This window comes from Paenibacillus sp. GCM10028914, from assembly GCF_042666275.1.
GTDB lineage: Bacteria > Bacillota > Bacilli > Paenibacillales > Paenibacillaceae > Paenibacillus_AQ.
This window is the reverse complement of record NZ_JBHTFO010000016.1, coordinates 26,200-41,072: the sequence shown is the minus strand read 5'-3', so window position 1 is coordinate 41,072 and position 14,873 is coordinate 26,200. Positions and strand designations below refer to the sequence as shown.

Annotated in this window: 13 protein-coding genes; 3 read left to right on the top strand and 10 right to left on the bottom strand. The window is 45.5% G+C overall.

Annotated features, from left to right (window positions below; genetic code table 11):
• Positions 1 to 51 precede the first annotated feature (51 nt).
• On the top strand, positions 52 to 1,026 hold the full coding sequence (locus tag ACFQV5_RS15780) for a hypothetical protein (RefSeq protein ID WP_379248316.1): 975 nt from the start codon (positions 52 to 54) through the stop codon (positions 1,024 to 1,026).
• A gap of 107 nt (positions 1,027 to 1,133) precedes the next feature.
• On the opposite strand, the gene ACFQV5_RS15775 is transcribed toward ACFQV5_RS15780, so the two are convergent.
• From ACFQV5_RS15775 to nirB, 3 genes are read right to left on the bottom strand one after another with little or no spacing between them, the layout of a single operon-like run.
• Complete coding sequence (locus ACFQV5_RS15775) at positions 1,134 to 1,967, bottom strand: uroporphyrinogen-III synthase (RefSeq protein WP_379248315.1); 834 nt, start codon at positions 1,965 to 1,967, stop codon at positions 1,134 to 1,136.
• Positions 1,960 to 2,328 carry a nitrite reductase (NAD(P)H) small subunit gene (locus ACFQV5_RS15770; RefSeq protein ID WP_379248314.1) on the bottom strand — a complete coding sequence of 123 codons (369 nt, stop codon included), beginning with the start codon at positions 2,326 to 2,328 and terminating at the stop codon, positions 1,960 to 1,962. The genes ACFQV5_RS15775 and ACFQV5_RS15770 overlap by 8 nt, the downstream gene beginning before the upstream one ends.
• A gap of 11 nt (positions 2,329 to 2,339) precedes the next feature.
• On the bottom strand, positions 2,340 to 4,778 hold the full coding sequence (gene nirB, locus ACFQV5_RS15765) for a nitrite reductase large subunit NirB (protein ID WP_379248623.1): 2,439 nt from the start codon (positions 4,776 to 4,778) through the stop codon (positions 2,340 to 2,342).
• A 220-nt stretch (positions 4,779 to 4,998) separates the two neighbouring features.
• Here nirB and ACFQV5_RS15760 point away from each other — a divergent pair, with 220 nt between their 5' ends.
• Positions 4,999 to 5,532 (top strand): hypothetical protein, encoded by a 534-nt coding sequence (locus ACFQV5_RS15760; protein WP_379248313.1) that lies wholly within the window; start codon positions 4,999 to 5,001, stop codon positions 5,530 to 5,532.
• 58 nt (positions 5,533 to 5,590) lie between these two features.
• Here the strand turns inward: ACFQV5_RS15760 and ACFQV5_RS15755 are convergent, their stop codons facing one another.
• Entirely contained in the window at positions 5,591 to 7,021 is a 1,431-nt protein-coding gene (locus tag ACFQV5_RS15755) for an aspartate ammonia-lyase (protein WP_379248622.1), read from the bottom strand.
• Positions 7,022 to 7,387: 366 nt separating this feature from the next.
• On the opposite strand from ACFQV5_RS15755, the gene ric reads away from it, so the two are divergent.
• Positions 7,388 to 8,089, top strand: a complete 702-nt coding sequence (gene ric, locus ACFQV5_RS15750) for an iron-sulfur cluster repair di-iron protein (protein WP_379248312.1) — start codon at positions 7,388 to 7,390, stop codon at positions 8,087 to 8,089.
• An 81-nt stretch (positions 8,090 to 8,170) separates the two neighbouring features.
• Here the strand turns inward: ric and ACFQV5_RS15745 are convergent, their stop codons facing one another.
• The 6 genes from ACFQV5_RS15745 to ACFQV5_RS15720 all read right to left on the bottom strand — a co-directional run bounded on the left by ACFQV5_RS15745 (position 8,171) and on the right by ACFQV5_RS15720 (position 14,570).
• Positions 8,171 to 8,989, bottom strand: a complete 819-nt coding sequence (locus ACFQV5_RS15745) for an endonuclease/exonuclease/phosphatase family protein (protein ID WP_379248311.1) — start codon at positions 8,987 to 8,989, stop codon at positions 8,171 to 8,173.
• 151 nt (positions 8,990 to 9,140) lie between these two features.
• On the bottom strand, positions 9,141 to 9,737 hold the full coding sequence (locus ACFQV5_RS15740) for a TetR/AcrR family transcriptional regulator (RefSeq protein WP_379248310.1): 597 nt from the start codon (positions 9,735 to 9,737) through the stop codon (positions 9,141 to 9,143).
• A gap of 33 nt (positions 9,738 to 9,770) precedes the next feature.
• Positions 9,771 to 11,222, bottom strand: a complete 1,452-nt coding sequence (locus ACFQV5_RS15735) for an MDR family MFS transporter (protein ID WP_379248621.1) — start codon at positions 11,220 to 11,222, stop codon at positions 9,771 to 9,773.
• A 204-nt stretch (positions 11,223 to 11,426) separates the two neighbouring features.
• The gene (locus ACFQV5_RS15730; protein WP_379248309.1) at positions 11,427 to 12,290 is read right to left on the bottom strand and encodes a carbohydrate ABC transporter permease; all 864 of its coding nucleotides are present in this window, start codon (positions 12,288 to 12,290) and stop codon (positions 11,427 to 11,429) included.
• Positions 12,280 to 13,230: a carbohydrate ABC transporter permease gene (locus tag ACFQV5_RS15725; protein ID WP_379248308.1), complete on the bottom strand. Its 951-nt coding sequence runs from the start codon at positions 13,228 to 13,230 to the stop codon at positions 12,280 to 12,282. The genes ACFQV5_RS15730 and ACFQV5_RS15725 overlap by 11 nt, the downstream gene beginning before the upstream one ends.
• Positions 13,231 to 13,235: 5 nt before the next feature.
• On the bottom strand, positions 13,236 to 14,570 hold the full coding sequence (locus ACFQV5_RS15720) for an ABC transporter substrate-binding protein (RefSeq protein ID WP_379248307.1): 1,335 nt from the start codon (positions 14,568 to 14,570) through the stop codon (positions 13,236 to 13,238).
• Positions 14,571 to 14,873: the final 303 nt, after the last annotated feature.

Here is a 14,873-nt window from a genome sequence, read left to right as displayed (position 1 = left end):
TACAATTCATTGTTAACGGAATCACCTTTGCCAAGGAGGTACTCATCTTATATGAATGTGATGTTCACAGAAAGAATCAACATGTACTCACACGTCAAATGGTTTGCGAAGGACAGCCAAGTTATACCCCAGCCAATGGCTGAAGTCATCACCCCCAGCTTTCTCTTCTGGTTTGGCTTCACAGTACTTGTACTTCTATGCTCAGCGTATTTTCATGATTACTTGGAACGAATGCCTATGGTCAAACGAATTCATAAATGGCTTAATCTATTTAAACCCCACAGGCAGTTAATTCTACGAATCGGCCTCGGACTGGGACTGCTCTTACAGCTCTACACAAACACTTACCTTTCACCCGAATTTACCCCTGAATCGGATTTAGTATACCTGTTGCTTATAGGAGCCACCCTTGGCCTGCTCCACTCAAAGACCTTAATGATCAGCAGTTTCTCGCTGTTCTTATTGTATACACATGCCACTCTCCAATATGGAATCTTCCATACGATTGATTATCTGTTTTACCCAGGGATCGTTTATTACCTAAGTGTGTGCACAACCGGGCTTAGGGCAACGGCAGCTCCCGTCCTATACGTCTCAACCGGAATATCTCTGGCCTGGCTTGCGATGGAAAAGCTGACAATCTCCAATCTTGCGTACTCCCTCATATATGATTACAACATTCCGACGATGGGATTTACCGTAGAAAATTTCGTTATCATCAGTGCATTCATCGAATTGGGACTAGCCTGGACGTTTATCGTTGGTATCATGAACAGATTCACTGCGTTAGTGCTGACAGGTGTATTTCTTATGACAACCATGGTATTTGGAATCAAGGAGATCATTGGGCATACCATCATCCACACGCTTCTTCTCATGTTCCTCATTGAAGGCAGCGGAGAATACAAAACTCCTTTTCAGTTTCACCGCTCTCCGGTACTTCGTTCGCTGTTCGTGACTGTGAATTTTTGTATATTCCTTTTTGCATTAATGGCGCTGTATGTATGGATGGGGCATGCTTACTAACTTTCAATATTCACTCATCACCACTCTGAAAGCGTCCTCACCCTAAAAAAGGGCTGTCACCAAAAGTCTCTTGCAGACGATTGGGACAGCCCCTTGTCTACCTATGATCAATCTGCCGAAACTACTCCTCCCTGACGCTCATAGTAGTGCGCGATTTCGACAATCATAGCACCCATGCGTTCTTTTTCCGGGACAATAATCCGCTCAATTCCCTCTTCCCGAAGCGCTTCAGCTGTAACTTTCCCGACTGCTGCTGCTAGCACGCCCCGCTCGAATACCGATTTCACCTCATCTTCACGGCCCTTTTCCCTAGCATAATCGAATAAGTAATTCACCTGCACTCTTGTTGTAAAACATACTGCATCTACTTCTTCCCGGATCAACTCATCGGTAATAGCCGCGAGTGTCTCCCTTTCAGGCGCATGATACCGGTATGGGAGCACTGCCTCAGCATTCATTCCACCTTTGCTCTCGATAAACTGGAATAGCTGTGTAGACAGTTCACCATGAAGCTGGATCCATACCCTTTGATTTGAAAAATCAAAAACCTGAAGTTTATCGATCATACTGGCAATCGTTCCATCATCATCGCAGACTACCGGGTGAATACCTGACCTCTTCAGAAAAGCGTTCGTCTTGTAACCCCGGCAGGCAATCTTGGTCTCTCTTAGTCGATCTTCAAAAGCTTGCACAGCCTGAAGGCGCTCCGCAGCCTGATACATCGCTTCAAACCCGATCCCCGTCGTAAAAATAAACCAGTCAGCGCCCTGCTCTATAAAACGCTTCACATCATCTTCAACCTCTGCTGGGTCCGAATCTGTCACACCCTGAAGCGACCGGACGATGGGCGTTCCGCCTCTACGTTCAATAATCTCCGCCATTTCCTCGGTTTTTTGAGATCCAGCGATGACAATTTTTTTATCCTGCAATTCCTTATTCATGAACCATCCCTCCTCCGTTCTTCAGGATTCCGATCCGTACCTCGTCTCCTAATATATGCACTGGATATGTGCGAACCTGCCCTGTATCGGGACCCAGCACCTGACCATCCGGCAATCCAATCTGCCAGTCACATATCGGATCAAACAGTACTTCTCCAGAAATAATCCCTTCCGCTATCGTCCCACCCCGAGGACCAGGGCTTTTATTCTCAAGGGCAAACACTTTGCCTTCTGTCGTCTTGAATACCGCGATCTCTTCCTTACCTAATCGAACGACTCGTCCCAGTCTTTCCGTGAAGTCATCAAGCGTACCGACAAGGTAATACGTGTAATCATTTCTGTTCCATATCGATTCCATCATACAACCCCTTTTCAGTTCTTATTCTCGCCTGTTGAGACACTGATATCCTCAAACATCCGCTCCCGCAAATTCGAATTATTCAAAATCTCACTCCATGGCTCCTTCACTTGGCTTAACGCAATCTCCATTCGCACAGCCAGTTCACGGCGATTATCGAGATCATTAACAACCGCGTCCATAACAGACGTAAGCCCCACCCGTTCGATCCAGTCCGATGTCCGCTCTAAATATTTGCCATTCTCACGGTAGTACTGCATAAACGCAGCCACAATCTCCAGCAGTTCTTCATCGGTCCTCACCTTGCATAAAAGCTCCGCTAGTCTGGCCTTAATCCCCCCGTTACCGCCTACGTAGATCTCCCATGCGCCTTCATTACCGACAATCCCAATATCCTTCGTCGATGATTCCGCACAGTTTCGCGGACAGCCGTTCACGGCAAGCTTGAACTTGGCCGGCATATCTAAACGCTCGAACTTCTTCTCCAGCAAAATCCCCATCCCCATGGAATCTTTCGTCCCAAAACGGCAGAACTGTGAGCCTACACAGGTCTTGACCGTCCGCAATGCTTTCGCATATGCATAACCGGATGGCATCCCAAGATCCTGCCAAATCTTAGGCAGGTCTTCCTTGCTGACACCAAGTAGATCAAGTCGCTGACCACCTGTGACCTTGACTAATTTAACGTTGTATTTCACCGCAATGTCTGCAATAAGTCTAAGATCTTCCGGTGTCGTTACCCCGCCATACATCCGAGGAACAACGCCAAAGGTTCCATCTTTCTGAATATTCGCGTGCATCCGTTCATTTACAAAACGGGAGTCTTTCTCATCCACATGCTCGGTTGGCCAGATCATACCTAAGTAATAGTTCAGTGCAGGTCGGCACTTGGAGCATCCTTCCGGATTGTCCCATTCAAGCGCATATCTTACTTCTTTAGAAGTGATAAGTCCTTTTTCTTTAATCGCTGTCACGACTTCGTCCCTGCTCAGCTTGGTACAGGTGCATATCGCTTCCTGTTTGGCAGCTGCCGAATCGTATTTATCCCCAAGCACATATTGAAGAACCTGTTCTACAACTGGACGGCAACCTCCACAAGAACGGGATGCTCCGGTAGTAGCTTTGATCTCATCTACAGTTGTCAGGCCTTTTTCGTTAATTGCATCCACGATATGTTTCTTCGTTACGCCGTTACAACCACACACAATTTCCTCATCCGCAAGTTCAGCAACCGTATTTCCCGTTTCCACCGATGTTTGCCCTACAATAGCGTCATGAATAGCTTCAGTCATGACCGTTCCGGTCCGGATCCACTGTTGAAGTCTAGACGATTCTTTACCATCCCCAACGAGAACACCGCCGACAATTCTACCACCACGCAGCAGTACTTTTTTGTATACACGACGCCAGTCATCATGCATACGCACCACGGACAGACCTTCAGCATCCATAAATTCTCCTGCAGAGAATACGTCTACGCCTGATATCTTCAGCTGTGTGGATACAACGGATCCTTCATACGGCTTCGTCTCGACACGACATAGATGCTTTGCGAGCACGGCGCCCTGTTCAAAGAGCGGAGCTACAAGTCCATAAGAGATGCCCCGATGTTCATTACACTCACCAACTGCATATACGTCTGGGGCTGAGGTACGCATATAATCGTCTACGAGAATGCCTCGGTTCACCGCCAAACCACTTTCTTTAGCGATCTCAATGTTCGGCCGAATGCCCACTGCCATAACAACGAATTCGGTATCCAGTACCGTTCCATCCGTGAAGCGAATACCGCTAACCCGCTCATCTCCCAAGAATTCTTCAGTCTGCTTGCCAGTAGCAAACTTCAGGCCTTGGCTCTCCAGCTCTGCCTGAAGCATAAGCGATGCTGTGTGATCCAGCTGCCGCTCCATGATCTCTTCAAACAGGTGAACCACTGTTACATCCATGCCGAGTTTAAGCAACCCTTTAGCTGCTTCTAGCCCGAGCAACCCCCCGCCAATGACCGCAGCCTTTCGGTAAAGATCGGCTGCATGCAGCATATTCTCACAATCGGCAATATCTCGGAATGCGGCAATCCCTTCTTTATCTGCCCCCGGAACCGGTAGCATAAATGGCTTGGAACCGGTTGCAATGATAAGCGTGTCATAGGGTACTTGCATACCATTATCAGCTGTTATTATCTTCTGCTCGGTATCTACATGTGTTACTGTCGTCCCTGTGTGCAGCTCGATTCCATTCTCTGTGTACCAGTCCCAGTCATTCAGAATGATATCCTCAACCGCTTTACTCTTCTCCAATACGTATGACAATTGAATACGATTGTAGTTCGGGTACGGTTCGCTTCCAAATACGGTGATCCTGTAAATATTAGGTGAAAGCTTTAATATCTGCTCCACCGTGTTAATTCCCGCCATTCCATTACCAATTACAACAAGATGTCGGCGTTCCTTCATTCCCATCATCCAGAAACCTCCTATCAGCTTGTATTCGTAAATATGCAAAAAACACCCTCTAACCTACTAAACACCCCCTTAGATTATCGAACCAGTTTTTCTAAATTTTATGTGTTTAAAAATTAAAAGCATAAATACTTAATCGAATTTATATTTTACTTTCACCGTAACTTCACACTCTAATTTTCCGTCTTAATAGCAAAGGAGCTGATAAAAAAATATGTTAAAGAGAAGAAACCTTACTTGGTATATCATATGCACATTGCTTCTTCTAACAACCGCTTGCGGCAACACAAGTGAGAATGTGCCTGGCTTGATGCCAGCTAACGAACCTGTTACCACGCCTGATAAACCAAACAATAAGCCTGTAGAAGACGAACAGACACCTATCGTGTATGAAAATAAGAAATACGGTTTCAGCTTGGAGCTGCCTGCTGACTGGAAAGATCGTTATACCGTAATGGATGAGGATCATGTCATTCATTTCGCCAATGAAGCGAATAACAAAGCTGGTATTGGCGGTATTGTGTTTACGGTAAGTGTGTTTACAGAAGAGAAGTGGGCGCAAGAGGGCGAGGAACTCATGTCAGCGATTCGTATCGAAGAGGTCGGTAGATCTGACGGTAAGGTGTACACTATGAATACGCCAACAGATGTCCAGTATAGTTCTTCGGATAAGAAGCTGGAGGAGCAGTATATGGATATGTCTGAAGATGTTAACGGAATCAAAAGCACATTCAAACTTTCTAAATAAAACAATAAGGAGCTGACCCAAAGTCTTATCATCGGGTCAGCTCCTTATTCGTAAACGTTTATTGATTGAGTAAAAATTCCTCGCCGGCTATTCCAGGCGAAGTCATATGATACGGATCCAGAATCACTTGAATCTGCTCCTCGGTCAGCAGACCCTTTTCCAGAATAATCTCTTTCACATTCTGGCCAGTCTGCTGCGCTTCCTTCACAAGCCGGGAAGCTACATCGTATCCGAGATGCGGGTTCAGTGCGGTAATAATACCGAAACTAGTATCCACATAATGCTTACATCTATCGATATTAGCCTGCAGATCTGCGATCAAGTTCTTATGAAATACCTCCATACCATTCTTCAAAATCTTGATCGAATGCATCAGGTTGTTCGCAGCTACAGGTACCATAACGTTCAATTCAAACTGTCCTGCTTCACAAGCTAAAGAAATGGTATGGTCGTTCCCGATCACCTGGAAGGAAATCTGGTTCATCACTTCCGCCATAACCGGGTTCACTTTGCCTGGCATAATGGATGAACCCGGTTGTCTTGCCGGCACGAGCAGTTCGTTAAAGCCCGCCTTCGGTCCCGAAGCCATCAAGCGAATGTCGTTACACATCTTGGAGATATTAACAGCGCACACTTTCAATGCCGCAGACAACTCCATATATGCATCCGTATTCTGCGTGGCGTCAACTAGATCTTCCGCCTGCACCAAATCTATTTGAGTCTGTTCTTTCAGCAGGTTTACAACGCTCTCCATATATTCCAGTGGTGCATTGAGACCCGTTCCTACAGCCGTTGCCCCCATGTTAATTTTCAGTAATCCTTGTGCGGCCCGTTCAATGCGCCCAATATCCCTGCTAAGCACTTTCGCGTAAGCGCTGAATTCCTGACCTAATCGGATAGGCACAGCATCTTGAAGGTGAGTTCGGCCCATTTTGATCACATGGTCAAACTCTTTCGCCTTCTCGTTGATACCATTCACCAGCGTCCGAAATACAGCCAGCAGATCCTGCGTCAAACGGTAGGCTGCAATACGGATCGCCGTTGGGATAGCGTCATTCGTGGATTGAGACATATTCACATGGTTGTTAGGATTACAGTAGAAATAGTCTGCCTTCCCTTTACCCATTAACTCCAGTGCTCGGTTTGCCAGCACCTCGTTCATATTCATATTAATAGAAGTCCCCGCTCCACCCTGGATCGAGTCCACAATAAATTCAGATCGAAACTGCCCCTCTATAATCTCTTGTGATGCTTCAACAATCGCTTTGCCAATTCCTTTCGGAAGCAAGCCTAGCTGCATATTTGCAAGTGCCGCAGCTTTCTTCACTTCTGCAAGTGCGGAGATTAATTCTCCATGTATAGGAACCCCACTGATCGGAAAGTTCTCGACTGCTCTGACTGTATTAATTCCGTAATAAGCTTGAGCAGGAAGCTGTCTCTCACCGAGGAAATCTTTTTCAACCCGATAATTTACGTCCATGATCTTCATCACCATTACCTTTCGGATTCCAGTTATCATATCTGGTACTTTAATCATTCGGTTCCGCTTACAAGATTCCTTTAATTCTGACAAACATTTTGGGTAATCCAATTTAGATTTTTACAAGCCCATATTTCAACCTCATTCAAGCATTGCCCTCTCCTGTAAAAAGTATATATACAGAAAAAAGACACCGGGTATTCAGCATCATACATGCTCTTATCCTGCCGTCATGATTTACCCATTTTTCAAGTGATTGCAATCACATGTGCTATCTCCTGTGCTCTCTATACTTAACCTTATAGAACAGCTTTTAACCCCTGACAGTCACTATTTACTCTCAATATATAGCTATACAAAAAGGAGGTACCATCCATGAGTCAAATTACACTCCATAGCCTTGTTTCCGATATTGTTACCGCCGTTCCTCAAACAGCAGATCTATTCCGAAAGCTTCGAATTGATTTTTGTTGTGTTGGGAAAGTCGAGCTCGAACAGGCTTCTAGAAACCTTAATCTTGACCCGATGCAAGTTCTCTCAGAGGTATTAAACATAGAACAGAAGCAGAAGGGTTATGCGGAAAACCAACCTGCCACAGAGCGCAGTGAAAAAGAACTGATTACCCATATCCAGCAGAAACACCACGCTTATTTACGAGACGAACTCCCACAACTAACCCCATATATCACGAAGCTAGCCCGTGTGCATGGAGAGAAGCATCCGCATCTTCTACGTGTGCAAGAGATTTACACTAGTCTGAAAAGAGAACTGCTGGATCATACCGAGGATGAAGATCAGGTTGTGTTCCCTCGGATTATCAATTTCGTAAATGATCCCACTTCCGAAGCTGCAAAAGCACTCGAACCACATGTTTTGGAGCTGGAGAACGAACATGAAAGCGCTGGCGATCTGCTTAAAGAACTGCGCGAAATCACTCATGACTTTGAACCGCCAGCCGATGCTTGCGGCACTTACCGGTTAGTATATCAGCGGCTGGCACTGCTTGAGAAAGATACCTTCGAACATATTCATCTGGAGAATAACGTGTTATTCGAGAAGGTACGTGCAGCCATGTAAACCCAATAAAAGACCTGTCCCACTAAATCATGGGACAGGTCTTTTAACTATAACTGCACAAGTCTCTATTCAGACTATGGTTTATAAATGGAATTCAGCCGCCACTCCAAAATGATCTGAAACCACAGCTCCATTTACTCCGTTCATCATAACGGTTGAAGATGTGACTTGCACCGGCTTACTGGAGAAAATGTAATCGATTCGCAAAGGTTTTTTGTTATTTTCCCAACCCGCAATCGCTTTGACGACGGTTGCCCCCTCATCTCTAACTTCTGCAGAGACATATAGATCATGCCACCCCTTGCTTATGACATAGTCATAGCCTTCGTCACGAATTTCAGCCACATTGTTGAAATCACCCATAATAAACATCGGCCCCTGTTTATGTACTGTAAGTATCCGTTCGGTCTGATCCCACTGGCCTCGGAAAGGCTCTTCATCATTCCACCATCCGTAATGCCCGTTAACAAACCAGATGTCCTTGCCTTCTGTTGATGTTTGAATGCCCAGTATTTTTCGTGTGCGATAGTTATCATAATCTCTAATTTGCGAAACGTATTCACTGATCACATCTGTTATCGGTGTTTTGGACAAAATGGCTAGTCCCTCATCGTATTTCGCAAAGCCAACATGCACCGGAACCCAAGTCCAGTAATAGGCTTGATTTAGCTCTTTCTGCAGGAGATAAGCATAGTTATCATGTCTAATGACAACCTCCTCCGAGCTGTAATAGTGAGAAAGTTCTGACTCAGGAACCAAATCCCCGGCCATAGACTGGTTGACCTCTTGGAGAGCGATCACATGAAAGTCTTGCTCATTTATAAAATCCGCCAGCTGCTTTATTTTGTCCATCTGATGCTCTTCCTGCCATGCATGTGTGTTTAGCGTCATTATTTTCAAAACAAACACCTACTTTTCTAGTCTTGTTGTCATCATGGGCAACTCCCCATTCTTTAGTTTACCCTATGAACGGGTACACGAAGACTTCTGGTAACGTTAAAAATAATAAAGACCCGTTCCGATGAAACGGATCCGGGTCTTCATCCTATTCCTATGAATCTACAAACAGCGTATCCACAAAACTTCGGCAATACTGCTCGGCAATTTGCTCTGCACTATATCCCGCATCGCGTAATAGCAAAATGACATCTGCCCTCGGAAGTGAAGTCAGCAAAATGGACGTGAATACCGGATCAATCGGCTTTAGGTCCCCTCGCTCCGCAGCATCCTCCAGAAGACTTTGTATTTGTGTTCGCATATAAGTGAAGGGCGGATTTTCATTTATCGTATTCTTTGTATCTTCCAGCCGCCCCCCTGTTAAAATAATACGAAGCCATTCCAGATATTCATTAATATGAAGAATCACTCTGTATATGATGGTTCGGAGCCGAAGAGCAACCGGTTCCTCAGCGCTATTACGGAGATAAGCATCCAGCTCCTCCATAAATTCTTCGATCTCCGCTTCCATCAGGGTTAGGCAGATTTTACTCTTGTTAGGATAGCGGCGATACAAAGTGCCTTGACCAATACCAGCCGTCTTCGCGACTCGGTGCATGGAGACATCCTCAACCCCGTATTTATTAAATAAAGCTTGAGCTGTATCTAATATTTTTAGTCCTAACTCATCATGTTCTTTACTGCTAGCCATGCTTGCATCCCTTTCTAACTGAACACAGTACTTTTAAGCGGCTGACTTTTTTCTCTCTTCCACTGGTGCCGTAGTACGTTTAATAAAGAAGCCCAAAACCAAGGCAATGATCGCGAGAACGAGTCCGGTTACAAATGCACTGTGAAGACCTGCGATCATACTTTCTACAGGATTTAGATCCCCCGTCGTTTCAACATAATTCTTAGCTCCAGCTGACATGATGCTAATAAAGAGAGCCATACCAACGGCTCCGGCTACCTGCTGCAAGGTGTTCATAATCGCTGTGCCGTGCGGATACATTAATGGAGGCAACTGGTTTAATGCCGTTGTTTGTGCTGGCATCATAACCATTGAAATTCCAATCATCATCATAACATGAAGGAAAATGACATAGCCACCCGTCCATGAAGCTTCAACACGGGAGAACAGAAAGATCGAGATACACAAAATAACAAGCCCAGGTATGATTAATACTCTAGGTCCGAATTTATCAAACAACTTACCTGTAATGGGCGCCATCAGACCGTTGATAATACCGCCAGGCATCATCACAAGACCAGCCGCTAGCGCGGTTAAGCCAAGTGCATTTTGCAGGAACAAAGGCAGCATGATCATCGTCGAGAACATGCTCATCATTAACACAAGCATAAGTACTGTAACGAGTGCGAACATCGGGTATTTAAAGGTACGCAGATCCAGCATTGGTTCCTTCATGCGTAATTGGCGCCATACGAATAGCAATAAACTAATGGCTCCCGCGGTAATGCACCAAACAACCTTTGGATCAGACCAAGTACCCTCTCCTGCACTACTGAAACCATATACGATACCGCCGAAACCAATCGTCGATAGAATGATTGAAATGAAATCAACCTTCGGTTTGGTCAGTTCCGACACATTTTTCAAAAATATAGCGGCAAACACGATAGAGAACGCTGCTAACGGAATAACGAGATAGAATAACCAGCGCCATCCCATCGAATCCACAATCAGACCCGAAAGTGTAGGACCGATCGCAGGAGCTGTCATAATAACAAGCCCGATCATCCCCATGGCAGCACCCCGATTTTGCGGCGGGTAGATCCTAAGGATTGTATTCATCAGAACCGGCAGCATGAGGCCTGTTCCGAAAGCTTGTAAGATACGACCAGACAGTAGCACCCCAAATGCTGGTGAGAATCCGCATATAATCGTACCTACCAGAAATAGTGTCATTGCGCCAATAAACATCTGTCTTGTTGTAAACCACAGTTGAAGAAGCGCTGTTATCGGAACCAAAATACCGACAACCAGCATATAAGCTGTTGACAGCCATTGAACCGTCGATTCCCCAATGCCAAACTGCTCCATCAAGCTAGGGAAAGCGATATTCAACAGTGTCTCATTCAAGATGGAAACGAATGCGCCAATAATCAGTGCAGCTACAATCGGCCCTCTCTTCAATTTACTTACATCAATCTTGGCCGAACTCGGCCCCACTCCCATATCCAAGTACGTTTTCCTCCCTTATTTCTGTATACGGACAATTGTCCGGCAGTGCGTTTAATATTCTAACGGACAATTGTCCGCGGGTCAATGCGTATATGAAAATTTTTACAATATAAAAAACCGTGATAAAAAAATTTGAAGGATCTGTCAGCTTCTAAATAGCCAGGACAGACCCTTCGGATTCTTCATCATACTCATGAATTATTTAAATGTTGAGTTGGCCATTGCGGCTACGATATGTTTCTGCATCAGCGTAAACACAAGCACAATTGGAATAATCGCCATTACACTGGATGCCATAATAACATTGAAGAACATAGCCTCATTGCCTGCAATAGAGTCGCGCAGCATGGCGATTCCAACCGTCAATACACGCATATCATTGTCATTCGTCATAATGAGCGGCCAGAAGTACGAGTTCCATGAGGATATGAAGATCAGAACCCCCATCGTAACAATGGTTGGCCTCGCCATTGGGAAGAGCAATTTGTATAGAATGGAGAATCGCCCAGCTCCGTCTACACGCGCCGCTTCCAGCACATCATTGTTAATTGACTTGAACGCCTGTCTTAGCAGGAATATCGCGTAGGCGGAAGCGCCATGCGGAACGATGAGTGCCCAGAAGGTGTTCAGCCAATCCAGCTTCGACATCATGACATATACAGGAACGAAAATAACCTGCTCGGGTACAATCAGCGCTGCCAGAACAAGAAGAAACAAGACATCTCTTCCCCAGAACCTTCCCTTAGCAAAAGCATAGGCAGCCATCAGCGCCACGTTAAGCTGCAAGATGATCGTTCCAACAGCCATCAGCAGCGTATTGCCGAAGAAGCGCGCATAAGGGATAACCCGAAACGCCTCGGCAAAATTCTCCCATGCAAAACGCTCCGGCCAGAAGGTTGGAACAGCCATCCGCATCTCGGATTGGGTCTTCAGCGCACTAATTAACAGCCAATACACCGGGAAGAACATAAGCAGTGTCACTATAACCGCTGCCGCAATACGAAGCATCATCATGAACTGTTTGCGTTCCTTTACCGTTCCTGCCATTACATTATCCCTCATAGTGCACCTTCTTCTTGCTGATTACCCATTGAAGTAATGTTAACAGCAAAATAATGATGAATAGAATCATGACAAGTGCAGACGCTCTGCCTGTCTTAAATTCCGAGAAAGCCATCGTATAAATCCAATACACGATTGCATTGGTTGCCTTTAGCGGACCACCATTAGTCATGATGTCGATCGATTGAAACACCTGCATGGATGATATAAAGCTTGTAATGACAAGGAACAACGTCATGGGCGATAACAGAGGCAGCGTAATATTACGGAACTGTCTGAATTTGCTGGCTCCATCGATAGATGCAGCTTCGTAATATTCTGCCGGAATCCCTCGCATCCCTGCGATAAATAGAATCATCGCGAAGCCTACGCCCTTCCATACCGATACAGCAACAAGTGCCGGCAAAGCGGTAGACGGATTCGTCAACCAATCGACCGGATCCATCCCGAACCAGGAGATGATTCCGTTAAGAAGTCCATATTGTCCATTGTAAATCCATGTGAATACCATAGCCGCCACAACCATAGAGACATAATACGGCATGAAGATGACACCGCGCATAAAGCCAAACAATCTTGAAGCAGAGACATTGAGCAAGAGCGCAAGCAGCAGCCCGATCACAAGCGTAAATACGACATCCATGAACGTATATAAGAATGTGACCTTCAAGGATTGATAGAAATCTGCATTCGTCAACAGACGGGTATAGTTATCAACACCAACGAACTTTTTCACCGGACGTGTCATATTCCAGTTCGTAAAGCTGATATAGATGGAATACGCCAATGGATAATATAAGAACACCCCCATGAACAAGAGCGCCGGTACCGCAAATGAAAAGTCCTTCCACTTCTCTTTGAGTGAATGAGACATCCGTTTAGAGACTGAAGCGGTCGTCCGATTGGACGCCGCCTTTGTCACTTGTTTATTAATCTCCATAGGCATCACTCATAATCCGCAAGAATGTCGTTGATTTTCTTGGCTGCATCCTGCATGAGTGGGGCAGGATCTTTTTGATTTAGTACCATTTCGCCTACGACTTCTTTGTATACTTCACTGAACTCAGGGTAAGCTGGATGCTGCATTCGTGGTGTCACTTCATCAAAGTGCTCATATACCGCTCTGTACTGCGGCCATCTTTCGAAGTATTGATTACCTTCCTCAGATTCGATTGCCGATTTTCTGGTAGGCAAGTAGCCAACAGATTCAGCCCATTTAATATTTTGTTCTGCTGAGGTCATGAACTCGATGAATTTCCAAGCGGCTTCCTTCTCCGCATCCTTGGCACCATCCATCATGACAATCCCTGCTCCACCAATGTTGGAGGTACGAACTTTATCTCCTGGAATGAAGGATACGCCGACTTCGAAATCCGCATTCTCACGATACATTTTCAGCATAGCGGAAGTATGCTGTACCATAGCGATTTCACCACTCAGGAACATTTGACGCATGGTGTCCGATGCACCTTTACCGAATCCCATGTGCATACTACCCTCTTGCTGCCATTTGTAGAAGTTCTGGATGTAACGGAGAGATTCTTCATTCTCAACCGCGGATGCTGTTTGATCCTCATTCAGGATCTGTCCACCGCCGTTAATATTCCAAGGGTCATAGTACCACGTATCCCAGCCAGGTACGGAGAAAGCATAACGCGTTGTTTTGTCACCTTGTTTTTCCGTAACCTTCGCATTAAAGGCATCTATCTCATCCCATGTCGCAGGGGGCTCTGCACCGAGCTTGTCCAGCAGCGTCTTGTTGTAGATGAACACACTGGTACTTACGATGAGCGGAAAGCCATACTGTTTCCCGTCAAAGGCATAAGCCTTCAGCATCCCTTGTGCAAAATCGTCCATCTTCACTTCATCACGTTTGATCCATGGTCCGAGATCTGCAAAAACGCCGCTATCCGCGAAGTTCGCAAGAGAGGCTACCTCCACATTCGTTACAGCAGGAACATCATTCGCAGCTACTGCTGCCGACAGCTTCTTGTGAAGATCACCATAACCGCCCTGGAATACCGGCTCAACCGTGATGTGCGGGTATTTCTTCTGGAATTCTGCGATCATATAGTTGAGGCCCTCAAGCTGGGCTTCTGCATGTGAATGCCAGTACTGGATTTTGACCGGAGTGGTATCGTTCTTCATATCCATCGATGCCGCCTCAACATCATCCAAGGAAACCTCGCCTCCGGCACTCTTGCTACCGCTGCTTCCACATGCAGAGGAGATGACCATAAATATAGTCAGTAATGTTAACAACCACGTTTTCTTCTTCATTAAATTTCGCTAGCCCCTTTCAGATCATGTAAAATGCATAAAAAAATAGAGACATTAAATGAGCCCACCCTAAGAGCTACCACCTCCTAAAAAGCAAAGTAGTTACTACTCGGGTTATCTCATCGTCTCCACCCCTAGCGATATGAAGTTAAAATAGCTTATTCAAGTTCGCGGGGATTCATGCTTCCAAAAAACACGTATCTCCGGATATGTGATCCATCAGTTTGGTATTGATTCGTAACCCAAATCGATCACTTGAAGACGATATTTCTTGAAGTCTGTCGTAAGCGTGTCACACGCTGT